Source organism: Actinokineospora auranticolor (assembly GCF_041897805.1).
Lineage (GTDB): Bacteria > Actinomycetota > Actinomycetes > Mycobacteriales > Pseudonocardiaceae > Actinokineospora > Actinokineospora auranticolor.
Window position 1 is genome coordinate 1558699 of sequence record NZ_CP154825.1, and the last position, 20048, is coordinate 1578746.

A 20048-nucleotide genomic window follows, 5' to 3' on the forward strand; every position below is an offset into this window, starting at 1 on the left:
GATTCATCGTCGATGAGTTTGCGTGTGCCCGACCTGGGTGACGCCTGGGAGTCGTCGAGGGTGGGAGGGTGGGTTGTGCCCTCGGCCACAGGGTGGGTGGGGGCGGGGTGGGGTTACTTTACTTTGGAGTAGGTAGGGAGGTCGCGGTGGCGGGGTGGGCGGGGGTGCGTGGGGCGGTGGCCAACGTGGCTGAGCGGGTGTTGGTGGGCGGGTTGGCCGATCACCGGCCCATGCCCCGGACGGTCATCGCCGAGGGGCGGACCCGGGCTGTCTACCGCTACCACTCCGACCTGGCCGGTGCGGCGCCGGTGTTGCTCGTGCCGCCGCTGGCTGTGGGTGGGGCGTGTTTCGATCTTCGCCGGGGGTGCAGCCTGGTCGAGCACCTGGTGAACGGTGGGCGTTCGGTCTATTCGGTGGAGTACGGCGAGGTCGGCTTCGACGAGCGGCGGCTCGGGCTGGAGCACTGGATCGACAACGTCATCCCCGCGGCCGTCGACGCCGTGCACCGGGACGCGGACCGTCGCCCCGTCCACCTGGTGGGGTGGTGTCTGGGCGGGATTCTGGCGGCGTTGACCATCGCGCGCGACCGGGGGCTCCCGGTCGCGTCCCTGACGGTGATCGCGAGTCCGTTCGATTTCCGGGCCATACCGCTGATCGCGCCACTACGACCCCTCGACACCCTCACCGGCAACCGACTCTTCCCCGCCTTCTACCGGACCCTCGGCGCCATCCCCGCCCCGGTCGTCAAGCGCGTCTTCCAGGTGTCGGCGCTCGACAAGCACCTCACCAAACCCTTTGCCATCGCCCGGAATCTCGGTGATCGGGACTACCTCGCCCAGGTCGAGGCCGTCGACCGGTTCGCCGCAGGCATGCTCGCGTACCCCGGTCGCGCGGTCGGCCAGATCTACCACAAGTTCTACCGCGCCAACGCCCTCGCCGAAGGCGTCGTCACCGTGGCGGGTAGGCGGATCGAGCTGGCCCGCGTCGACCGGCCCGTCCTCGTGGTCGCCGGGCGCGACGACACCATCGCGCCACCCAAGGCGGTGCGCAAGCTCGTCGACCACGTGGCGGATGCCAGGTTCGCGGTCGCCGGGGGTGGGCACCTGGGCGTCTTGACCGGGCGCGGGGCGCGCCACGAGACCTGGCAGATGATCGACGCGTTCCACCGCGCTCAGGCGTAGGTCACCGAGAACCGGCCGGAGCCCGCCGCCGCGTCCGCCAGCACCTGGCGCACCGCGTCGTGGGCGTCCGCGTCGGTCTCCGCCAAGACCTCGGGGTGGCGCCACTCCAGCACGACGTCCCCGGCGGGCAGCCACGACAGGTCGATGAGGCAGTCGTGGAGCGCGTCCAGGTTGTGGCCGAACCAATCCGGGAAGGACAGGGCGTTCGCGATGGCGGCCAGCGCGTCGTCCCGGGTGCGGACCCGGGTGCCGTCGACGGAGTAGGTGCTCATCGGACCTGGACCAGGGCGGGCGCGGACCGGGGGCCGGGCGGGTCGTCGTCGGAGCCGCGCAGGAGCCAGCCCACCAGGACCAGGATGACCAGGCCGACCAGGGCGACGGTGATGCGTCCGCGCGAGCCCATCAGGACTCGGTCTCCGGGCGCGAACCCAGCGGTGTCTCGTCGCGGGACGTGCCGAAGCGGGCCGACGCGTAGTCCACCACCCGGTCGATCGCCCACGCCACCACCACGCACAGCGGCAGCAGGATCGCCATCACCAGGGTGAACTGCAGCGGGAACGAGAGCTGGATCAGCCACAGCTCCACGTCGTTCCACCACTCGGACACACCACCGAGCCTAGCCCGCCGCGCCCGCCCCGGCCGCAACCTGGGTCACCTTTGTGGGGCGGGACGCGACCCGCGTCACTATGTTCGACCCATGTTCGCCGTCTACGCCTCCGCGCCCAGCCCCGAAGACCCCCTGGCGTCGCTGATCGTCGGCGAACGCCCGGAACCCGAGGTGCCGGATGGCTTCGTCGCGGTGTCCGTGCGCGCGGCCAGCCTCAACATGCACGACCTGTGGACGTTGCGCGGGGTCGGCATCAAGGCCGAGCAGTTCCCCATGACCCTCGGCTGCGACGGCGCGGGCGTGCTGGCCGACGGCACCGAGGTGGTCCTGCACTCGGTCATCGGCGACCCGGCCTGGATCGGTGACGAGACACTGGACCCCAAGCGCACCCTGCTCACCGAGAAGTACCAGGGCACCTTCGCCGACACCGTCGTCGTCCCGGCCCGCAACGCGCTGCCCAAGCCCGCCGGACTGACCTTCGCCGAGGCGGCCTGCATGGGCACGGCCTGGTTGACGGCCTACCGCATGCTGTTCGTCAAATCCGGTCTGCGCCCCGGTCAGACCATGCTGGTGCAGGGCGCGTCCGGTGGCGTCGCCACCGCGTTGATCGCCCTGGGGCGGGCCGCGGGGCTGCGGGTCTGGGTGACCGGTCGCACCGAGCGCAAGCGCGCGCTGGCACTGGAACTCGGCGCCCACGAGTCCTTCGAGTCCGGCACCCGGCTCCCCGAGCGGGTGGACGGCGTCTTCGAGACCGTCGGCGACGCCACCTGGTCGCACTCCATGCGCGCGCTCAAGCCCGGCGGCGTCATCGTCGTCTCCGGCGCCACCAGCGGCCCCAACCCCGGCGCCGACCTGCAACGCCTCTTCTTCCTCCAACTGCGCGTCGTCGGCTCCACCATGGGCACCCGCGATGAGCTGGCCGACCTGCTCCGCTTCTGCGAGACCGCCGGGATCCGCCCCCGCATCGGCGCCGAACTCCCGATGGACCAAGCGCGCGAGGGCTTCGCGCAGATACTGGCGGGTGAGACCGCGGGCAAGATCGTCTTCACCCGCTAGCCGCGCCGCCCGTCCGGTCGGGGTGGAAGATCTCCTCGATCGTCAGGCCGAAGACGTCGGCGATGGTGAACGCCAGCGGCAGGCTGGGGTCGTACCGCTCGGTCTCGATGGCGTTGATCGCCTGCCGGGAGACCTGGCACCGGTCGGCCAGGTCGGCCTGGCTCCACCGGCGGGCTGCGCGCAGTTCGCGTAGCCGGTTCTTCACGGGTGTTCGCCCTTCAGCGGTGGAAGCGGGTGCGCAGGTCCGCGATCGTCAGCCAGACCACCATGCCGCCGATCAGGATCAGCTGGGCGACCTGGCGGAGTTCGACGACGCCCGCGGCGTCGAGCATGGTAGCCACCTGCAGCGCCACCAGGACCGCGGCGAACGCGATCGCCATGCTCTCCAACTGGACCCGGCGCAGGTACTCGTCCGCGCGCCGGAACGCCCGTAACAGCACCCAGGCCACCGCCAGCGAGAACGCGGTGGTGGCCGCGATCCACCAGGCCTTCTGCGCGCTGCCCGGGTCGGGGTCGCTGCCCAGCGCCAAGGCGACCAGGCCCAGGGCGGACACGGGTATGCCATCGATCAGCACGGCGCGGCGGGCCGCGCGTGTCACCTGGTCTTGCCGCTCGTTCGCCATGCGCCGAAGGTAAGACGACCCTTCCATAAAGTCAAGCACACTTGTCTTCATGGAAAGTCTCCCTTACATTTCGATCATGTCGAGACGACTCCTGAGCCGCCGGTCGCTGCTGGCCACCGCCGCCGCGTCCGCCCTCGCCTCCGTGCCGTTGGCCGCCGTGGCGTCCGCGCAGCCGCGCCCCGACGCTCCGGCGCGCCTCACCCTGCCCGCGCCAACGGGTCCGCATCCGCTGGGCACGGTCTCGTCGCACCTGGTCGACCGGTCGCGTGTGGACCCATGGCAGGGGACCGGCTCGGTTCGGGAACTCATGGTTCAGCTCTGGTACCCGGCACTCACCACGCACGGACGCCCGACCGCGCCATGGATGTCACCCGGCACCACCGCCGTTTTCGAGCGGGAGCAAGGCATCCCGCCCGGCGCGCTGTTGTTGCCCACTACGCACGCGCACCTATCCGCGCCGGTGAACCGAGGTCGGTGCGGGAGACCGGTCGTGCTGTACTCGCCGGGTCTGCGCAGCGACCGCAGCCTCGGCACCGCGCTGATCGAAGAACTGGTCAGCCACGGCTACGTCGTAGTGGCCATCGACCACACCTATGACGCCGACGCGGTCGAGTTCCCCGGCGGCCGGGTGGAAACCTTCGCCATCACCGGCGACATCGACGACGCCCTGGTCGCCAAGGCCCTCGCCGTGCGCACCGCGGACACCCGATTCGTGCTGGACCAACTCGCCGCGCTCAACACCGGGCGCCTCGCAGGCGCGTTCGACCTGTCCCGCGTCGGCATGTTCGGCCACTCCCTCGGCGGCGCCACGGCCGCAGCGACGATCCGCGCCGACCGACGCCTACGCGCGGGCGCCAACCTGGACGGCAGCCTCCTGGCACCCGTCACCGCGGGCACCGATCGCCCGTTCCTGCTCTTCGGCAGCGATCCCGGCCCCGGCGGGGAAGACCCGAGCTGGGACCAGTTCTGGGACAGCCAGCACGGCTGGAAACGGGAGTTGGCCCTCGCCGGGTCCACCCACATCTCGTTCACCGACCTGGAAACGCTGTTCCCCCAGGCCGCGCCCATCCTCGGCCTGACGCCCGAGCAGGTGGCGCGAGCGATCGGCACACTCGAACCGCATCGCGCCATCCACGCGCAGCGGGACTACCTGCGCGCGTTCTTCGACCTCCACCTGCGCGGGGTCGACCACCGCCTGTTCCAGCGGCCCCGCTACCCGCAGGTCCGGTTCGTCCGCTGAGTCAGTCCTTGGCGGGAACCCAGTTGGGCTTGCGCTTCTGCGTGAAGGCGGTGATGCCCTCCTGCCCCTCCTCGGACGCGAAGAAGCCCGCCGACAACGACAGCATCTCGGCGAAGTCGGCGGACATGTCGTCCGGGCGGGGGCGGCGGAGCATGTCCTTGGTGGCGGCCAACGCCTTGGGGCCGCCCAAGGTCAGCATGGCGGTGTAGCGGGAGACCTCGGCGTCCAGGCTCTCGGCGGGGACGGCCGAGTTGATCAGGCCGATCTGGACCGCGCGGGCCGCGGAGAACTGCTCGCCCGTCAGGAACAACTCGTGCGCGGCGCGGGGGAGCAGGCGGGGCAGGACGGTGACCGAGATGATCGCCGGGACCACGCCGATGCGGACCTCGGTGAACGCGAACGTCGCCGTGTCCACCGCGACCGCGATGTCCGCCGCCGCGACGATGCCCACGCCGCCCGCGCGGGCCGGGCCCGCGAGCTTGGCGACGACGGGCTTGGGGCTGGTCCAGAGCTGCTCGAGGATCGCCGGGAACTCGTTGACGCCCTGGGCGGACGAGGACGCCCCGCCCGCTTCCTTCAAGTCCATGCCCGCGCAGAAAACCGTGCCGGTGTGGTCGAGGACGAGCACCCGGACGGTGTCGTCGGCGAGCGCGGTAGACAGGTGGTCGCGCAGTTCGGCGCGTAGTTGCGCGGACAGCGCGTTGCGGTTGTGCGGCGAATCCAGCGTGATCCGCGCGACCCCTGCCTCGACCGCGTAGTGCACCAGCTCGTCAGCCATGGACCTCACCCTAGTGGGAGGGTCAGTGGTGGTACTGGTGCACGACCGCGTGACCCTTGCCGCGACCGATGAGCCACTTGTTCACCGGCACGGTCAGCACGAACGCCACGGCCAGCGACAGCGCCAGCGCGACCCAGAACAGCCAGTTGCCCAGACCCGCGTCCATCGCCCCCGGCACGGTGACCATCACCGTGTTGTCCAGGATCTCCATGACCGTGATCGACACCGTGTCGGCGGCCAGCGCCACGCCCAGGGCCTGGCGGAACGGGACGCCCGCGCGCAGCACGGGGCTGATCGTGAGGCTGTAGCCGAAGACGAACGCCAGGGCGATCGACAGCACCACGGTCGGCAGGTTCGACCAGCCCAGCGCGGTACCGATGATCATGCCCAGCACCTCGCCGATGGCGCACCCGGTGAGGCAGTGCAGCGTGGCGCTCGCCGCCTGCCGCCACGGCGACCGGGCGCCGTGCCCGTGGTGGGCGTGTTCCCCGACGTCCCGGTGGGGTGCTTGGTGGGCCGAGTGGTCCTCGGCGGCGCGGGTCTCGGGGTGCGCGTGGTGGTGGGGTCCGTGTTCCATGGCGATGACTATACCCCCTGGGGGTATAAAAACCGCAGGGCGCTCGGCGGGCGCCCTGCGGTCTCGGTCACACGGGGGCTACACCACGGTCGTTGTCGTGAGGACCGGGTTCGGGTCCGGGTAGCAGGACGCGGGCACGTTCACGTCCAAGAGGATCACCCGCACCACGGCCGTCGCGGTCAGGCCGGGGTTGCCGTAGCCGGAGCCGTAGAGGGTCGTCTCGACCGTCCCCGGCGACCCGGCGGTCAGGTTCAGGGTGATGGCGGGCAGTTCGAACGACGCCCCGCCGTTGACGGGACCGGTGGCGGTGAGGGTGACGACGCCGCCCGCCTGGCTCAGCGCGGTCGCGCCCACCCCGGAGCCGCCGGAGAGCGACCCGGAGACGTAGGTCGAGTTCGCCGGGACCGGCACCTTGAACGTCAGGTTCTGCACGCGGCGCAGCGCGTAGGTGCCCACGGTGGCGGGCACGCTCGCCGCCGCCGGGTCGATCGTCACGCTGAACGCGCTGCCCGCCGACACGCTCGCGGGCGCGCTGACGTCGGCGGGCTGGGTGAGGGTGAAGTCGTACGTCGAGCCGAGTGCGGAGGCCTGGCAAGCGAAGTTGATGCCGACCGGCACGGCCGCCGCCACCGGGGCGAGGGCCAGGGCGGGCACGGCGACGAGAGCGGCGATGGTCATGGTGCGACGCGGGGTGCGCTTCATCGGGTTCACCTCGACTGGGCTGTTAGGAGAAACGGGTTCGGCCGCGCGGCGCGCCCATCGTTGCGCCGCGCGGCCGAATCCGTCAAACATTCACCCAGTGGGTCGGTGTCGCGGTGCTATTCGACCGCGACACCCCGGTTAATGGCCCGGCCCGTGTAGGCGACGGTCCGCGCCTGCTCGCCGCCGCGGCACACCCACACGGTCCAGCGGGAACCCGCGCAGCGCGACCGGACCGGCCGTGCGGGTGGTTTCGAACCGGTCCCTAACGCAGCGGCTCAGGCCGACCGCAGCGCGGCGGCCCGCACCTGGTCGTAGCGGTCCAGCACGACCTCCGCCACGGTTGTGCCGAGCGGGGCGGCCACCACCGCGGCACCGGCCAGTTTCCGCACCCGGTCCGGCAGCAGACCGGGGGCCAGGAAGTACGACGCCACCGCGATCCGCCGCGCGCCGCGCGCCCGTAGTGCGGCCACCGCGGACGGCACGTCGGGTTCCGCCGTCGACGCGAACGCCGCCCGCACCCCGCGCCACCCGAGGGTCGACGACCAGCGCTCCGCGATCTCGGCCACTACGGCGTTGGCGGGCGCGTGCGACGAGCCGGTCGCCGCGAGCACGACCCCGACCTCGCGGTCACCCGGCTCCACGCCGACTTCGGCAAGCCGCCGCAGGGCGGCCTCTTCCAGCTTCCGGTCCGGTCCCAGGACATCGGTGACCGTTGTGGACAGCCGAGGTAGCCGCGCGCGGGCCTCGTCCAAGAGCGCCGGTAGGTCTACCCGCGCGTGGTAGGCCCGTCCGAGCAAGAGGGGCGCTACTACGACTTCGCGGTGGCCTTCACGGTGCAAACCGGACAACACGTCGAACACCCGTGGCGCGGACAGGTCCAGGAAAGCGGCCCGCACGTCCAAACCGGGCCGCCGCGCACGGACAGCCGAGACCAGTTCGGCCACCGTGGCGGCCGAACGCGGGTCGCGGCTGCCGTGCGCGACAGCGACAAGGGGAACCACCTACACGGCCCCAGTCAGGCCCCGTGCGCGCAGCACGGTCCGCTCCAACGGGCGGAACACGGCCAGTTCGATGCCCACGCCCACCAGGAAGATCAGGAAGATGCCCGCCAGCACCATCGACATGTCCGACAGCTGCATGCCGTTGTGCAGGTACTGGCCGAGGCCGAAGCCGAGCTGCGGGGACGTGGCGATCAACTCGGCGGCCATCAGCGACCGCCAGGAGAACGCCCACCCCTGCTTGAGCCCGGCCAGGTACCCGGGCAGCGCGGCGGGCAACAGGATGTACCGCGCCGAGTCGAGCCTGCCCGCGCCCAGCACCTTGCCCACCCGGGGGAGGATCGGCGGGATCTGGTCGATGCCCGACACCAGGCCGCTGGCGATCGAGGGGACCGCGCCCAGCAGCACCACGGTGTAGATCGCGCCGTCGGTCAGGCCGAACCACAGCACCGCGGCGGGCACCCAGGCCACCGACGGCAGGCTCTGCAGGCCCGAGATCAGCGGACCGAACGCCGCGCGGATCAGCGGCACCTTGGCCAGCACCAGACCCAGCGGCGTGGCCACCGCGACCGAGATCAGGAACCCGATGACCGCGCGGTGCACCGAGACCCAGAGGAACTCCCAGACGTCGCCGTTGCGCACGACCTTCCAGATCTGCGCCCACACGTCCTGCGGCGCGGGCAGCTGGAACTCCGGCCACAACGCCAGCGACCACAGGACCTGCCAGAGGATCACCGTCAGGATGATGGCGACGATCGGGGAGACGACCGCGCGGACCAGGTTGCGCCGACCGCCCGAGCCGGACGGCGGCGTGTCCAGCGCGTCCAGCCCGGCCTCGACGGCTGAGGAGTCAGCCACCTGCTGGGGGTGTTCCGCGACACCGTTGCGCTCCGGGCCGTGACCCGGTGCGGCGGCACCGTCGTCGAGGACCTCACGCGGCATGGCTGCTGATCACCTCGCGGAGCCGAGCGTTGATCCGGTCCACCGCATCCAACTCGTCCGAGCCGGTGAGCCCGTCGACGTCCCACTCCTGCACGACCCGGCCCGGCTTGGACGACAGCAGCACGACCCGTTGCCCCAGCCGCACGGCCTCGCGCACGTCGTGGGTCACGAACACCACGGCCGTGCCGGTGGCCTGCCACACGCGCAGCAGCTCACCCTGGAGCACGTCGCGGGTGATCGCGTCGAGCGCGGAGAACGGCTCGTCCATCAGCAGCAGCGACGCGGCCTCGCCGCGGTTGCCGTCCAACGCGGACGCCAGCGCGCGGGCCAGCGCGACTCGTTGCCGCATGCCACCCGACAGCTCGTGCGGTCGCTTGTTGCCCACGTCGCCGAGGCGCACCAGGTCCAGCAGCTCGCGGGTGCGCGCCTCGCGCTGCGACTTGCCGACCCTGGCGAGCCGCAGCGGCAGCTCCACGTTGCGCGCGGCGGTCAGCCACGGCATCAGCGCGGCCTCTTGGAACATCACCGCCGGGCGGGTCGTGGACAGCTCGATCTCCCCCGAGGTGGGGGCGTCGAGCCCGGCGATCAGGTTGAGCACGGTGGTCTTGCCGCAGCCGGACGCGCCGAGGAGGCAGACGAACTCGCCTGGCGCGACCCTCAGATCGATCCCGTCGAGGGCGGTGACGGCGCGAGTTCCGCTGCCGAAGGTCTTCCGGACACCGTCGAGCCGCACGGCGGTCTCGGTGGCCTCAAGGGTGGCGGTCATGGGTATCGCCTGCCTTCCTCGGCTCGTCTCCGCTACTTCTTGTCCAGGCCCGCCGCGTCGACCTCGGGCTTGCCCGCGGCCTTGAGCACGGCGTTGAGGTTGGTCACGTCGACGAACCCGGCGAGGTTGGTCTCCTTGTCCGCGACCTTGGCGGTGACCGCGTCCTTGGAGAGCTGCGGGAAGGTGGCGGCCAGCGGGTCGGTGTCCAGCGAGATGGAGGTGAACGCGCGGTCGATCGTCTTCTGCGCCAGCGCCTTGCCGGTCAGCGCCTCCAGCTGCTTGTTCACCGCGGCCTTCGCGTCGGCCTCGTTGGCCTTGGCGTAGTCGTTGGCGGCCAGCAGCCCGCGCAGCAGCGCCTGCACGGTCTGCGGGTGGTCCTGGAGGAACTGGGTGCGGACCAAGAGGACGGTGGTCGGGAACTTCCCATCCTTCCACAGTTCCTTCTCGTCGAGGAAGACCTTGGCGCCCGCTTCCAGCACCAACCGCGACGACCACGGCTCGGGCAGCCACGCGGCCTGCACCTCGCCCTTCTTGAACGCGTCGAGGGTCTGCGCGTTCTCCCGGTTGGTGACCGTCACCTTGCCGAGCAGACCCTTGTCCGCCAGCCACTTCTTCAGCGACACGTCCTGGGTGTTGCCCAGCGCGGGCGTCACCACGACCTTGCCGACGAGGTCCTCGGGCTTGGTGATCTCCGCCGTGGTCACCAGCTGCGCGCCCCCGGACGTGCCACCGGCGACCAGCCGGACGGCCTCACCCTTGGACTTGGCGAAGGCGTTGATCGCCGGGCCGGAGCCGATGAAGCCCGCGTCCAGCGAACCGCCGAGGAACGCGCCCACCTCGGTCGGGCCGTCGTTGAACTTGGTCGGCACCAGCTTGGTGTTGCCCAGTTCCTTGGCGAAGAACCCCTTCTCCAGCCCGATCAGCGCCGAGGTGTGGGTGACGTTCGGGAAGTAGCCCAGGCGCAGCTCGGCGGCGGGGCCCTTGTCTGTGCTCTGCCCCGGGGCAGGCGCCGGGGTGCTGGGCTCGGCGGCGCGCGAGCAGGCCGAGGCCAGCAGGGAGACGGCGATGACGCCTGCGGCTAAGACACGGGACGTTCGGAGCGTGCGCTTCACGACAAGGGCCTTTCCTAAGGGGTTCTACTGGGGGTAGATCAAGGACCGGGGGACACGAGGTCCCCGGACTCGGCGTCGACGTCGCCGCCGAGGCTGTTCGGGTCCACTTCCAGGGCCTGCAGCCCGGCACCGACCAGACCGGCCGCGAGGGTGGCGCCATCCCCCGCGTCGATCACCAGGAAGGCACCGTTGCGCCGGTTGACGGCGTAGTCGTCCACCGGCAACGGCTCGGCCGTGCGCACCCGCACCCGGCCGATCTCGTTGAGGTCCAGGGTCTGGGGGTTGGGCACCGAGGCGAGCTTCTGCTCGTCGAAGCGGGCGCTCAGCTCGGTGACCACGGCCTGCACGGTGCGGGCACCGTGCTTGACCAGCACGCGCGCGCCGGGGCGCAGCGGCTTGTCCGAGAGCCACGCCACGGTCGCGTCGAACTCGTCGACCGGCGCGGGGGCCTCGGACACCGTGGCGATCAGGTCGCCGCGGGTGATGTCGATCTCGTCGTCGAGCAGGAGGGTGACCGAGCGGCCCGCCTCCGCCTCGGCGAGCTCGCCGTCGGGGGTGTCGATCCGGGACACCGTCGTGCGCCTGCCGGAGGGCAGCACCACGACCTCGTCGCCGGGGCGGACCGTGCCCGCCGCCACCTGGCCCGCGTAGCCGCGGTAGTCGGTGTGCTCGGCGGTGTTGGTGCGGATGACGTACTGCACCGGGAACCGGAACGGCGCGTCGTGCGGGTCGGGCTCGACCGGCACCGTCTCCAGGTGCTCCAGCAGCGTCGGGCCGACGTACCACGGGGTGCGCGCGGAACGGTCCACCACGTTGTCGCCCACGAGCGCGGAGACCGGGATGGACAGCACGGAGCCGACCGGGTAGCCCAGCGCGGTGGCGTGGTCGGTGAACTCCTTCGCGATCACCTCGAAGGTGGCCTCGTCGTAGTTCGCCAGGTCGATCTTGTTGACCGCCAGCACCAGCCGCGGCACGCCGAGCAGGGCCAGCACCGCGGCGTGGCGGCGGGTCTGCTCCAGCACGCCCTTGCGCGCGTCGACCAGCAGCACCGCCAGTTGCGCCGTGGACGCCCCGGTGACGGTGTTGCGGGTGTACTGCACGTGGCCGGGGGTGTCGGCGAGCACGAACGAGCGCTTAGGCGTGGCGAAGTAGCGGTAGGCCACATCGATGGTGATGCCCTGCTCGCGCTCGGAGCGCAGCCCGTCGACCAGCAGCGACAGATCCGGAGTGGACAGTCCCTTGTCCACGCTCGCGCGGTGGACCGCGTCGAGGGTGTCGGCGAGCACGGACTTGGTGTCGTAGAGCAGCCTGCCGACGAGCGTGGACTTGCCGTCGTCGACGCTGCCCGCTGTGGCCAGTCGCAACAAATCGGACATCAGAAGTAGCCCTCCCGCTTGCGGTCTTCCATGGCGGCCTCGGACAGCCGGTCGTCCGCGCGGGTCGCGCCGCGCTCGGTCAGCCTGCTCGCCGACACCTCGGCGATGACCTCGTCCAGATCGGCCGCTTCGGACAGCACGGCACCGGTGCACGATCCGTCCCCGACTGTCCGGTATCGGACAGTCAGTTCCTGCACCGGCTCATCCGCGCGCGGACCGAACCAGGGACCTGCCGTCAGCCACATACCGTCGCGCTGGAACACCTCACGGGTGTGCGCGAAGTAGATGGACGGCAGTTCGATCGCCTCGCGCTGGATGTAGCGCCAGACGTCCAGTTCGGTCCAGTTGGACAGCGGGAACACACGAACGTGTTCGCCGGAGCGGTGCCTGCCGTTATAGAGGTTCCACAATTCGGGACGCTGACGACGCGGCTCCCACTGACCGAAGGAATTGCGTAGGCTGAAAATTCTTTCTTTCGCGCGGGCCCGCTCCTCATCGCGGCGCCCGCCACCGAAGACGGCGTCGAACTTGTTGCCCGTGATGGAATCCAGGAGGGGGACGGTCTGAAGAGGATTTCGCGTTCCGTCCGCCCGCTCCTCCAGCCTTCCGTCATCGATGTAGTCCTGGACGCTCGCCACGACCAGGCGGAGGCCGTAGCGCTCCACCGTGCGGTCGCGGAACTCGATGACCTCGTCGAGGTTGTGCCCGGTATCGACGTGCAGTAGCGGAAATGGGACAGGTGCGGGCCAGAACGCCTTGACCGCCAAATGAAGCAGTACAGTGGAGTCCTTGCCGCCGGAGAACAGGATTACCGGTCGGTCGAACTCCCCTGCCACCTCACGGAAGATGTGGATAGCCTCGGACTCCAGGCGCGCCAACGCGTCCAGTGGTTCGGTACCCACTGGACGCGGAGTGGACTGTCGCACGGACTCGGTTGTCTCAGTCATGAATTCGTCCCTACCCGTGCAATCCGCACTCGGTCTTGGCCTGCCCGGCCCAGCGGCCGCTGCGGGCGTCCTGGCCCGGCAGCGGCTTCGCGGTGCACGGCGCGCAGCCGATCGACGGATAACCCTCCTGCACCAACGGGTTCTCCAAGATCCCGTGGTCGGCGATGTACCGGTTGAACTCGTCGTCGGACCACGCCGCGATCGGGTTGACCTTCACCAGCCCGTTGCGGTCGTCCCACTGCACGATGGGGGTGTTGGCGCGCGTGGGCGCGTCGACCCGGCGCACACCCGTGACCCACGCGTCGTAGCGCGCCAGGGTGTCCCGCAGCGGCACCACCTTGCGCAGGAAGCAGCACTTCGTCTGGTCCGTCTGGTTCAGCAGCCCGAACTCGGCCTCCTGGTCGGCCACCGACTGCGCGGCCTCCGCGTTGACGATCCGCACCTCCGGGTAGACCACGGCGACCGCGTCGCGCGTGCCGATGGTCTCCGCGAAGTGGTAGCCGGTCTCCAGGAAGAGCACGTCGATCTCGCGCCTGGCCTGGTACGCCAGGTCGATGAGCACCGCGTCCTGCATGTTCGACGCGACGATGAAGCGGTCGCCGAAGGTCTCGGCGGTCCAGGCCAGCGCCTCCGCCGCGGTGGCTTCCGCCAGCTCGTGCTCGGCTCTCGTCGCTAACTCCTGGTACGTGGTCGTCACTGTGCCGCCTCCCCGGAGAGATTCAGTCCGATGAACTTGACCGTGAAGACCCGGCGGCACGCGGTGCACAGCCAGGCCGCGTGCGGCTCCTCCTGCGGACGCAGGTCCTCGTCACCGCAGTACGGGCAGTAGAACGGGGTCGCTCGCTCGCTCATTCCGCCTCCCGCCCTGGGAAAGTTCCCACCGGCGCGCTCATCGCAGGTCGTTCTCGTCGGCGCGGAGCACCCACTGGGCGAACCGCTCGTCCGCCGCGCGCTGGGCCACGTAGTGGCGCACGACCCGCTCGACGTACTCCGGCAGCTCGTCCGCGGTGACCTTGTGGCCGCGCAGCTTGCGGCCGAAGCCCGCGTCGAGGCCGAGGCCGCCGCCGAGGTGCACCTGGAAGCCCTCGACCTGGTTGCCCGCGTCGTCGGTGACGATCTGGCCCTTGAGCCCGATGTCGGCGGTCTGGATGCGGGCGCAGGAGTTCGGGCAGCCGTTGATGTGCACGGTGATCGGCGCCGTGATGCCGTCGGTGATGTCCTTGAGCCGGGTCTCCAGCTTGTCGACCAGGTCGACCGCGCGGCCCTTGGTCTCGACGATGGCCAGCTTGCAGAACTCGATGCCGGTGCAGGCCATGACCCCGCGCCGCCACGGCGACGGCTTGCTGTGCAGACCCAGCTTCACCAGGTCGGCCTGCAGCGCGGGCACCTCGGACTCGGGCACGTCCAGCACGACGAGCTTCTGCTGCGGGGTGAACCGCACCCGGTTCGAGCCCGCGCGCTCGGCGGCCTTGGCCACCTCGACCAGCGTCGACCCGGACACCCGGCCCGCGATCGGCGCGGCGCCGACGTAGAACTTGCCGTCCCGCTGCCGGTGCGCGCCGACGTGGTCGTACGGCACGGCCGGGACCTCGGGCGCCGGGCCGTCGAGCATCGCGCGCTTGAGGTACTCGGTCTCCATGACCTCGCGGAACTTCGCCGGACCCCAGTCCTTCACCAGGAACTTGATCCGGGCGCGGTGCCGCAGGCGGCGGTAGCCGTAGTCGCGGAAGACGCTGATGACCGCCTCCCACACGTCGGCGACCTCGTCGAGCGGCACCCACGCGCCCAGCCGCTGGCCGATCATCGGGTTGGTCGACAGGCCGCCGCCGACCCACACGTCGAAGCCGGGACCGTGCTCGGGGTGGTTGACGCCGACGAACGCCACGTCGTGGATCTCGTGCGCCACGTCCGGCAGGCCCGACACCGCGGTCTTGAACTTGCGCGGCAGGTTCGAGAACGACGGGTTGCCGATGTAGCGGCGCTTGATCTCGTCGATCGCCGGGGTGCCGTCGATGACCTCGTCCACGGCGATGCCCGCCACCGGCGAACCCAGGATGACGCGCGGGCTGTCGCCGCAGGCCTCCATGGTGGTCATGCCCGCGCCCTCGAGCTTGGCCCACACGGCGGGCATGTCCTCGACCCGGATCCAGTGGTACTGGATGTTCTGCCGGTCGGTGATGTCGGCGGTGTCGCGCGCGTAGGTCTGCGACACCTCGCCGAGCACGGTGAGCTGCTCGGTCGTCACCGCGCCGCCGTCGGTGCGCACGCGGAGCATGAAGAACTCGTCGTCGAGCTCCTCCGGCTCCAGCGTCGCGGTGCGGCCGCCGTCGATCCCCGGCTTGCGCTGGGTGTAGAGGCCGTACCAGCGGAACCGGCCGCGCAGGTCACCCGGGTCGATGCTGTCGAAACCGCCATGCGCGTAGATGTTCTCGATGCGCGCGCGCACGTTGAGCGGGTTGTCGTCCTTCTTCGACCGCTCGTTCGGATTCAGCGGCTCTCGGTAGCCGAGCGCCCATTGGCCCTCGCCCTTGCGCGCGCGTGCGGCGGGACGGGCGGGTGGGGGTGTGGTGGGAGACACCGGTGGTTCCTCCGGGGCCGGGGCGCTCGCGCGCTCCGCAGGGACCCCGGGCGGCGTTGCGGGGGATCACTCAGCGGCGCGCCCGACGCCTGCTGAATGCGAATGAGGCGCGACGGGTCAGCTGGGCTGACGGCACATCGCGCTGGACACGCGCCGAAAATCCACGTGGCGGCGGGCCACCAGGAAGACTTCGGTCGCGGACATGGGCTCAGCGTGCCATGCGTCCACGGTATGGTCCACCGTCAACCGGATGCTGGGACGAGGCTCACTGAGCTTGCGTTGAGCCGCGCTTGAGTGCGCCGTTACTGGTTGTCGGGCTGTTCCGGGCACCTGGGAGGATGGGCGGGTGGCCGCAGCTTTCCCCGAGGGTGAACCCGCTCCGCCCGACGGCGCACTGCCCGCGCGGTCGCTCGCCGGAGTGGGCACGCGGCCGTTCGGCGTCTACGTGCACGTCCCGTTCTGCGCGACCCGCTGCGGGTACTGCGACTTCAACACCTACACCGCGGGCGAACTGGGCACCTCCGCCTCCCCGTCCTCCTGGCTGGAAGGTCTACGGCGCGAGCTGGACTTGGCCGCCCGGGTCCTGGGTGACCCGCCCGCGGCCGAGACGGTGTTCGTCGGCGGCGGCACCCCGTCCCTTCTGGGCGCGGACGGTCTCACCGCCGTGCTGGACTCGGTACGCGGCGTGTTCGGCCTGGCACCGGGCGCGGAGGTGACGACGGAGTCCAACCCCGAATCGACCTCCCCGGAGTTCTTCGACGGCCTCGCCGCCACCGGGTACACGCGCGTGTCGCTGGGCATGCAGTCGGCCGCGCGGCACGTGCTCGCGGTGCTCGACCGCACCCACACCCCGGGCCGCGCGGTTGCGGCGGCCCGGGAGGCGCGGGCGGCGGGACTCGCGCACGTGAACCTCGACCTCATCTACGGGACGCCGGGGGAGCGGCCCGAGGACCTGGCGGCCTCGCTCGACGCGGTGCTGGAAGCCGGGGTCGACCACGTGTCGGCGTACGCGCTGATCGTCGAGGAGGGCACGGCGCTGGCCCGGCGGGTGCGTCGGGGGGAGCTGCCCATGCCGGAGGACGACGTGCTGGCCGACCGGTACGAGCAGGTCGACGCGGCGCTGACCGCGGCCGGGCTGGACTGGTACGAGGTGTCGAACTGGGCGGCGTCGGCGGCGGCCCGGTGCAGGCACAACCTGGGGTACTGGCTGGGCGGGGACTGGTGGGGGGCGGGTCCGGGGGCGCACAGCCACGTGGGCGGGGTGCGCTGGTGGAACGTCAAACACCCGGCCCGCTACGCCGACCTGCTGGCGGAGGGACTCTCACCCGCGTTCGGTCGTGAGGTGCTGACCCCGGAGGACCAGCGGGTGGAACGGATCCTGCTGGAGCTGCGGCTGGCCGGGGGACTGCCGGTCGACGCCTTGACCGACTCCGGTCGAGCCGAGGCGGGGGCCGCCGCCGCTGACGGCCTGCTGGACGACTCGGCCCTGGCCGCGGGCCGCTGCGTGCTGACCCCGCGCGGCCGACTCCTCGCCGACGCCGTCGTCCGCCGCCTCACCTGACCTGTGGGCGCGACTCGGCGCCCACCGCCGCGCCGGTGTGGATCGTGCTCGGCGGAGTTGTCCACATGCGCCGAGGTTGCCCACCGGCCACGGCGACCACTCTTCCGCGAGCCCGAACCCCGATGGCGGCTTATTCACGACCCATGCTGACCGCCCGAAGTGAGATGGCGGCGGCCCGTTTGAGAGAGTTCAGTTGCCGCACCTAGTTCTCAAACAAACGGACCGCCTTTATGTATCAAACCGCCGATCTCGCTCGGGGTCGCATCGAGGAATTATGCTCTCTCGCTCATTGTGCGACCGGAGGGTCGGTTCGTCGGTGGCCACCAATTGTGGGGTTGTATCGCTCGGTGGTGGTGACGTTGGCGCTGCTGCCGTGCTGGTCATGGGCCTCGCGCCCGGAGTTGTCCTCGGGGAACACCGCACGACCGGGCTCAACGTCCAGGTCGTGTGCACGCTGGCGGGCGACTGAGATGGGTATCCGATCCCATGTCGGGATCTCGGAACGACATCGTCGGCCTGAAGGCCTCACGAACTCTCGACGGTCGCGACCCCAGTACCTGACTCGGCCACAAGGGCTACATCGACAGCGGCATCCTGACCCCCATCAGGAAACCTCGAAACAGGAAGCAGTCCGACCGAGAAAGAGAGTTCAACCGATACCACAACTCCATCCGAGTCGTGGTCGAACGCACTGTTGCCCAACTCAAGACCCGGCGCGTTCTCCACACCGACTATCGACGCCCTGTCGACACCTTCACCGAGACCATCTCTGCGGTCGTCAGCCTCTATTCCTATGCCGCTGAATAAGCCTCATAGGCTTGAAATTAGGGCTTCCCCTATAGCGGGGGACCCCTGCGCGGGCGTGCGGAGGGGCTTGGCGGGAGGTCTAGGTCGCCGTCTGCTCGGCGTCGCCGCGCAAGCCGGTGATCATGCGGATGAGGACGTCGCGGTACTCGGCGCGGAGGCGGGTCTGGTCGGTCGGGGCGGCCTCGGCCAGGCCGTGCCCGGCGGCGCCGATCGCGCTGAAGGCTACGTCCGCCAGGGACCTCAGCGGCATCGGCGCCAGCAGGCCGTCCGCCAGCATCTCGCCGAGGATCAGCGTGATCGTCCCGTACGCGTACTTCTGCTCCGTCTGGTGCCACCCGTGCCACCCCATCGCGATCGGTCCCTCCCGCCACACGACCCGGCTGTAGACCGGGTCGAGGCACTGGTCGAGGAACGCGTCGAGGGCGGCCATCGCGCCTGCCCAGCGGTCCGGGGCGGCGCGGTAGGCCGAGCCGATCCGCTCGGTCGACTGGCCCTCCAGCACCTCGAGCACCGCCTCGAACAAGGCCTTCTTGCTGCTGAAGTGGTGGTAGACCGCGCCGCGGGTGGCCTGGATGTCGGCGGCGACGTCCTCCAGCCCGGTCGCCGCGTAGCCGTCGGTGGCGAAGCGCCGGGTGGCCGCAGCGATCAGCGCCGCCCGGGTCGCTTCCGAGTACTGCTCCCGGCGGCTTTTCACGACTGGCACCGGGCAGACCTTACTGGCATACACTGCGTATGTAACCAACGCTGGTTATGTAAACTACGCAGAGTAGGTGACCTTGTGACGGTAGCACCGTTCAACCCGTTCGCTCCCGGCTTCACCGAGAACCCCTACCCCGAGTACGCCCGCCTGCGCGCCGAGGCCCCCGTGCACGAGCACCCGCTCGGGTTCTGGATCGTGAGCGCCTACGCCGAGGTCAACGCCCTCTTGCGCGCGGGGCTCTCGGTAGAGAACCGCCACCTCGCCCCGCACCCGGCCCGTGACGCGATCCGGGAGGCCGTGGGGGACCGCGACCTGCGCGGCGGCGGCCTGTCCATGCTCGACCGCGACGCCCCCGACCACACCCGGCTGCGCCGCCTGGTCACCAAGGTCTTCACCCCGCGCGCGGTGGCCGCGCTGGAACCGGACGTCACCGGCATCGTCGACGCCGCGCTCGACCGGCTGGCCGCGGCGGGCGGCGGCGGCGACCTGGTCGACGAACTCGCCTTCCCGCTGCCCTTCACCGTGATCAACCGGATGCTGGGCATGCCGCCGGGCGAGGCCGACCGGGTCCGCGACCTGACCGGGCTGCTGGTCCGTTCGTTGGAACCGCTGCCCGACCCGGAGCACGCCATCCGCGTCTACGCGGCCGACCAGGAACTGTCCGCCATGGTCGCCGAGGTCATCGAGCACAAGCGCGCCAACCCGGCCGACGACCTGCTGACCGCGCTGATCCGCGCCGAGGAGGACGGCGACGTGCTCAGCGACGACGAGCTGGTCTCCCAGGTCGTGCTGCTCTACGTGGCCGGGCACGAGACCACGGTCAACCTGATCTCCAACGGCGTCGTCGCCCTGCTGCGCCACCCCGACCAGCTGGCCGCCCTGCGCGCCGACCCGGCGCTGATCGGCAACGCCGTCGAGGAACTGCTGCGCTACGACAGCCCGGTGCAGCTGAGCAGGCGCATCACCACCGCGCCGTTCGCCGTCGGCGGCACGGAGATCCCGGCGGGCACCTTCGTCCTGGCCAACCTCGCCGGGGCCAACACCGACGAGCTGTTCTGGGGCCCCGACGCCGCCGACCTGCGGCTCGACCGCGAGAACGCCCGCCACCACGTCTCCTTCGGCGCGGGCCCGCACCACTGCCTGGGCGCCGCGCTCGCCCGCCTCGAGGGCCGCGTCGCCATCGGCAGGCTCGTCGAGCGCTTCCCGGACCTGGCCCTCGCCGGTGACGTGACCTGGAACGGCCGCATCAACCTGCGCGGCGCGGCGAAGGTCCCGGTCTCGGTGTGACCCGGACGCGGGCGCCACTCGGGGGAGCGGCGCCCGCACCGGTCAGCGCCGCGTCAGCGCTGCCGACCCGCTCGGTGATCAACCGGTGGGTTGCGGGGGGCATGCCGTTGACGCAGTGGTCCCGCGGTTCCCGCACGCCGGGCAGGCCGCGCAGGTACGCGCGGGTCTGCTCCAGATCGGCGTGCGACGGCGCCGACCTCGATGGAGGCG

25 protein-coding genes are annotated in these 20048 nt (G+C 70.9%); 6 read left to right on the forward strand and 19 right to left on the reverse strand.

Annotated elements, in window-relative coordinates; genetic code table 11:
* The first annotated feature begins 185 nt into the window (after window positions 1-185).
* Window positions 186-1181 carry an alpha/beta fold hydrolase gene (locus V5P93_RS07380; RefSeq protein ID WP_374065620.1) on the forward strand — a complete coding sequence of 332 codons (996 nt, stop codon included), beginning with the start codon at window positions 186-188 and terminating at the stop codon, window positions 1179-1181.
* Here the strand turns inward: V5P93_RS07380 and V5P93_RS07385 are convergent.
* Genes V5P93_RS07385 through V5P93_RS07395 form a run of 3 tightly spaced genes read right to left on the reverse strand, consistent with a single transcriptional unit; the run spans window position 1172 to window position 1787 of the window.
* On the reverse strand, window positions 1172-1453 hold the full coding sequence (locus tag V5P93_RS07385) for a barstar family protein (RefSeq protein WP_104478619.1): 282 nt from the start codon (window positions 1451-1453) through the stop codon (window positions 1172-1174). The two genes, V5P93_RS07380 and V5P93_RS07385, sit on opposite strands and share 10 nt — an antisense overlap.
* The gene (locus tag V5P93_RS07390) at window positions 1450-1584 is read right to left on the reverse strand and encodes a hypothetical protein (protein ID WP_281261653.1); all 135 of its coding nucleotides are present in this window, start codon (window positions 1582-1584) and stop codon (window positions 1450-1452) included. Before V5P93_RS07390 ends, V5P93_RS07385 begins: the two co-directional genes overlap by 4 nt.
* Window positions 1584-1787: a hypothetical protein gene (locus V5P93_RS07395; protein WP_245931197.1), complete on the reverse strand. Its 204-nt coding sequence runs from the start codon at window positions 1785-1787 to the stop codon at window positions 1584-1586. Before V5P93_RS07395 ends, V5P93_RS07390 begins: the two co-directional genes overlap by 1 nt.
* A 91-nt stretch (window positions 1788-1878) precedes the next feature.
* Between V5P93_RS07395 and V5P93_RS07400 the strand changes: the two genes are divergently transcribed.
* Window positions 1879-2844 (forward strand): zinc-binding dehydrogenase, encoded by a 966-nt coding sequence (locus V5P93_RS07400; protein WP_104478621.1) that lies wholly within the window; start codon window positions 1879-1881, stop codon window positions 2842-2844.
* Here the strand turns inward: V5P93_RS07400 and V5P93_RS07405 are convergent.
* Both V5P93_RS07405 and V5P93_RS07410 read right to left on the reverse strand, forming a co-directional pair.
* Window positions 2834-3049: a helix-turn-helix transcriptional regulator gene (locus tag V5P93_RS07405; protein ID WP_104478622.1), complete on the reverse strand. Its 216-nt coding sequence runs from the start codon at window positions 3047-3049 to the stop codon at window positions 2834-2836. The genes V5P93_RS07400 and V5P93_RS07405 overlap by 11 nt on opposite strands.
* A gap of 13 nt (window positions 3050-3062) precedes the next feature.
* The gene (locus tag V5P93_RS07410) at window positions 3063-3467 is read right to left on the reverse strand and encodes a hypothetical protein (RefSeq protein ID WP_104478623.1); all 405 of its coding nucleotides are present in this window, start codon (window positions 3465-3467) and stop codon (window positions 3063-3065) included.
* 76 nt (window positions 3468-3543) lie between these two features.
* On the opposite strand from V5P93_RS07410, the gene V5P93_RS07415 reads away from it, so the two are divergent.
* Window positions 3544-4707, forward strand: a complete 1164-nt coding sequence (locus V5P93_RS07415; RefSeq protein ID WP_146107984.1) for a hydrolase — start codon at window positions 3544-3546, stop codon at window positions 4705-4707.
* A 1-nt stretch (window position 4708) separates the two neighbouring features.
* Here the strand turns inward: V5P93_RS07415 and V5P93_RS07420 are convergent, their stop codons facing one another.
* The 13 genes from V5P93_RS07420 to V5P93_RS07480 all read right to left on the reverse strand — a co-directional run bounded on the left by V5P93_RS07420 (window position 4709) and on the right by V5P93_RS07480 (window position 15687).
* A complete protein-coding gene (locus tag V5P93_RS07420) occupies window positions 4709-5485 on the reverse strand; it encodes an enoyl-CoA hydratase-related protein (RefSeq protein ID WP_104478624.1) in 777 nt (258 codons plus the stop codon).
* Window positions 5486-5507: 22 nt separating this feature from the next.
* Window positions 5508-6062, reverse strand: a complete 555-nt coding sequence (locus V5P93_RS07425; RefSeq protein ID WP_104478625.1) for a DUF4396 domain-containing protein — start codon at window positions 6060-6062, stop codon at window positions 5508-5510.
* Window positions 6063-6140: 78 nt separating this feature from the next.
* Entirely contained in the window at window positions 6141-6764 is a 624-nt protein-coding gene (locus V5P93_RS07430; protein WP_104478626.1) for a cyclase, read from the reverse strand.
* Between the two features lie 275 nt (window positions 6765-7039).
* Window positions 7040-7765 (reverse strand): sirohydrochlorin chelatase, encoded by a 726-nt coding sequence (locus tag V5P93_RS07435; RefSeq protein WP_104478627.1) that lies wholly within the window; start codon window positions 7763-7765, stop codon window positions 7040-7042.
* Window positions 7766-8704, reverse strand: a complete 939-nt coding sequence (locus V5P93_RS07440; protein ID WP_104478628.1) for an ABC transporter permease — start codon at window positions 8702-8704, stop codon at window positions 7766-7768.
* Window positions 8694-9470 carry an ABC transporter ATP-binding protein gene (locus V5P93_RS07445; protein ID WP_104478629.1) on the reverse strand — a complete coding sequence of 259 codons (777 nt, stop codon included), beginning with the start codon at window positions 9468-9470 and terminating at the stop codon, window positions 8694-8696. The genes V5P93_RS07440 and V5P93_RS07445 overlap by 11 nt, the downstream gene beginning before the upstream one ends.
* A gap of 32 nt (window positions 9471-9502) precedes the next feature.
* Window positions 9503-10582, reverse strand: a complete 1080-nt coding sequence (locus V5P93_RS07450) for an ABC transporter substrate-binding protein (RefSeq protein ID WP_104478630.1) — start codon at window positions 10580-10582, stop codon at window positions 9503-9505.
* 38 nt (window positions 10583-10620) lie between these two features.
* Window positions 10621-11958: a sulfate adenylyltransferase subunit 1 gene (locus V5P93_RS07455; protein WP_104478631.1), complete on the reverse strand. Its 1338-nt coding sequence runs from the start codon at window positions 11956-11958 to the stop codon at window positions 10621-10623.
* Entirely contained in the window at window positions 11958-12905 is a 948-nt protein-coding gene (gene cysD, locus V5P93_RS07460; protein ID WP_245931198.1) for a sulfate adenylyltransferase subunit CysD, read from the reverse strand. Before cysD ends, V5P93_RS07455 begins: the two co-directional genes overlap by 1 nt.
* A gap of 10 nt (window positions 12906-12915) precedes the next feature.
* On the reverse strand, window positions 12916-13602 hold the full coding sequence (locus V5P93_RS07465) for a phosphoadenylyl-sulfate reductase (protein ID WP_104478633.1): 687 nt from the start codon (window positions 13600-13602) through the stop codon (window positions 12916-12918).
* Entirely contained in the window at window positions 13599-13757 is a 159-nt protein-coding gene (locus V5P93_RS07470; RefSeq protein ID WP_104478634.1) for an Insertion element protein, read from the reverse strand. The genes V5P93_RS07465 and V5P93_RS07470 overlap by 4 nt, the downstream gene beginning before the upstream one ends.
* A gap of 37 nt (window positions 13758-13794) precedes the next feature.
* Window positions 13795-15483 (reverse strand): nitrite/sulfite reductase, encoded by a 1689-nt coding sequence (locus V5P93_RS07475; protein ID WP_104478635.1) that lies wholly within the window; start codon window positions 15481-15483, stop codon window positions 13795-13797.
* Window positions 15484-15600: 117 nt separating this feature from the next.
* Window positions 15601-15687 carry a putative leader peptide gene (locus tag V5P93_RS07480; protein ID WP_374066459.1) on the reverse strand — a complete coding sequence of 29 codons (87 nt, stop codon included), beginning with the start codon at window positions 15685-15687 and terminating at the stop codon, window positions 15601-15603.
* A gap of 142 nt (window positions 15688-15829) precedes the next feature.
* Here V5P93_RS07480 and hemW point away from each other — a divergent pair, with 142 nt between their 5' ends.
* Window positions 15830-17044, forward strand: a complete 1215-nt coding sequence (gene hemW / locus V5P93_RS07485) for a radical SAM family heme chaperone HemW (protein ID WP_104478636.1) — start codon at window positions 15830-15832, stop codon at window positions 17042-17044.
* 603 nt (window positions 17045-17647) lie between these two features.
* Window positions 17648-17851: a hypothetical protein gene (locus V5P93_RS07490; RefSeq protein WP_374066461.1), complete on the forward strand. Its 204-nt coding sequence runs from the start codon at window positions 17648-17650 to the stop codon at window positions 17849-17851.
* Window positions 17852-17930: 79 nt separating this feature from the next.
* Here the strand turns inward: V5P93_RS07490 and V5P93_RS07495 are convergent, their stop codons facing one another.
* Window positions 17931-18554: a TetR/AcrR family transcriptional regulator gene (locus V5P93_RS07495; RefSeq protein WP_104478637.1), complete on the reverse strand. Its 624-nt coding sequence runs from the start codon at window positions 18552-18554 to the stop codon at window positions 17931-17933.
* Window positions 18555-18629: 75 nt separating this feature from the next.
* Between V5P93_RS07495 and V5P93_RS07500 the strand changes: the two genes are divergently transcribed.
* On the forward strand, window positions 18630-19838 hold the full coding sequence (locus V5P93_RS07500; protein WP_104478638.1) for a cytochrome P450: 1209 nt from the start codon (window positions 18630-18632) through the stop codon (window positions 19836-19838).
* Window positions 19839-20048: the final 210 nt, after the last annotated feature.

Coding starts and splice junctions, on each gene's coding strand:
- V5P93_RS07385 (WP_104478619.1), bottom strand. CDS start 1,453: ATGAGCACCTACTCCGTCGACGGCACCCGGGTCCGCACCCGGGACGAC.
- V5P93_RS07390 (WP_281261653.1), bottom strand. CDS start 1,584: ATGGGCTCGCGCGGACGCATCACCGTCGCCCTGGTCGGCCTGGTCATC.
- V5P93_RS07400 (WP_104478621.1), top strand. CDS start 1,879: ATGTTCGCCGTCTACGCCTCCGCGCCCAGCCCCGAAGACCCCCTGGCG.
- V5P93_RS07410 (WP_104478623.1), bottom strand. CDS start 3,467: ATGGCGAACGAGCGGCAAGACCAGGTGACACGCGCGGCCCGCCGCGCC.
- V5P93_RS07415 (WP_146107984.1), top strand. CDS start 3,544: ATGTCGAGACGACTCCTGAGCCGCCGGTCGCTGCTGGCCACCGCCGCC.
- V5P93_RS07420 (WP_104478624.1), bottom strand. CDS start 5,485: ATGGCTGACGAGCTGGTGCACTACGCGGTCGAGGCAGGGGTCGCGCGG.
- V5P93_RS07425 (WP_104478625.1), bottom strand. CDS start 6,062: ATGGAACACGGACCCCACCACCACGCGCACCCCGAGACCCGCGCCGCC.
- V5P93_RS07430 (WP_104478626.1), bottom strand. CDS start 6,764: ATGAAGCGCACCCCGCGTCGCACCATGACCATCGCCGCTCTCGTCGCC.
- V5P93_RS07440 (WP_104478628.1), bottom strand. CDS start 8,704: ATGCCGCGTGAGGTCCTCGACGACGGTGCCGCCGCACCGGGTCACGGC.
- V5P93_RS07445 (WP_104478629.1), bottom strand. CDS start 9,470: ATGACCGCCACCCTTGAGGCCACCGAGACCGCCGTGCGGCTCGACGGT.
- V5P93_RS07455 (WP_104478631.1), bottom strand. CDS start 11,958: ATGTCCGATTTGTTGCGACTGGCCACAGCGGGCAGCGTCGACGACGGC.
- cysD (WP_245931198.1), bottom strand. CDS start 12,905: ATGACTGAGACAACCGAGTCCGTGCGACAGTCCACTCCGCGTCCAGTG.
- V5P93_RS07470 (WP_104478634.1), bottom strand. CDS start 13,757: ATGAGCGAGCGAGCGACCCCGTTCTACTGCCCGTACTGCGGTGACGAG.
- V5P93_RS07480 (WP_374066459.1), bottom strand. CDS start 15,687: ATGTCCGCGACCGAAGTCTTCCTGGTGGCCCGCCGCCACGTGGATTTT.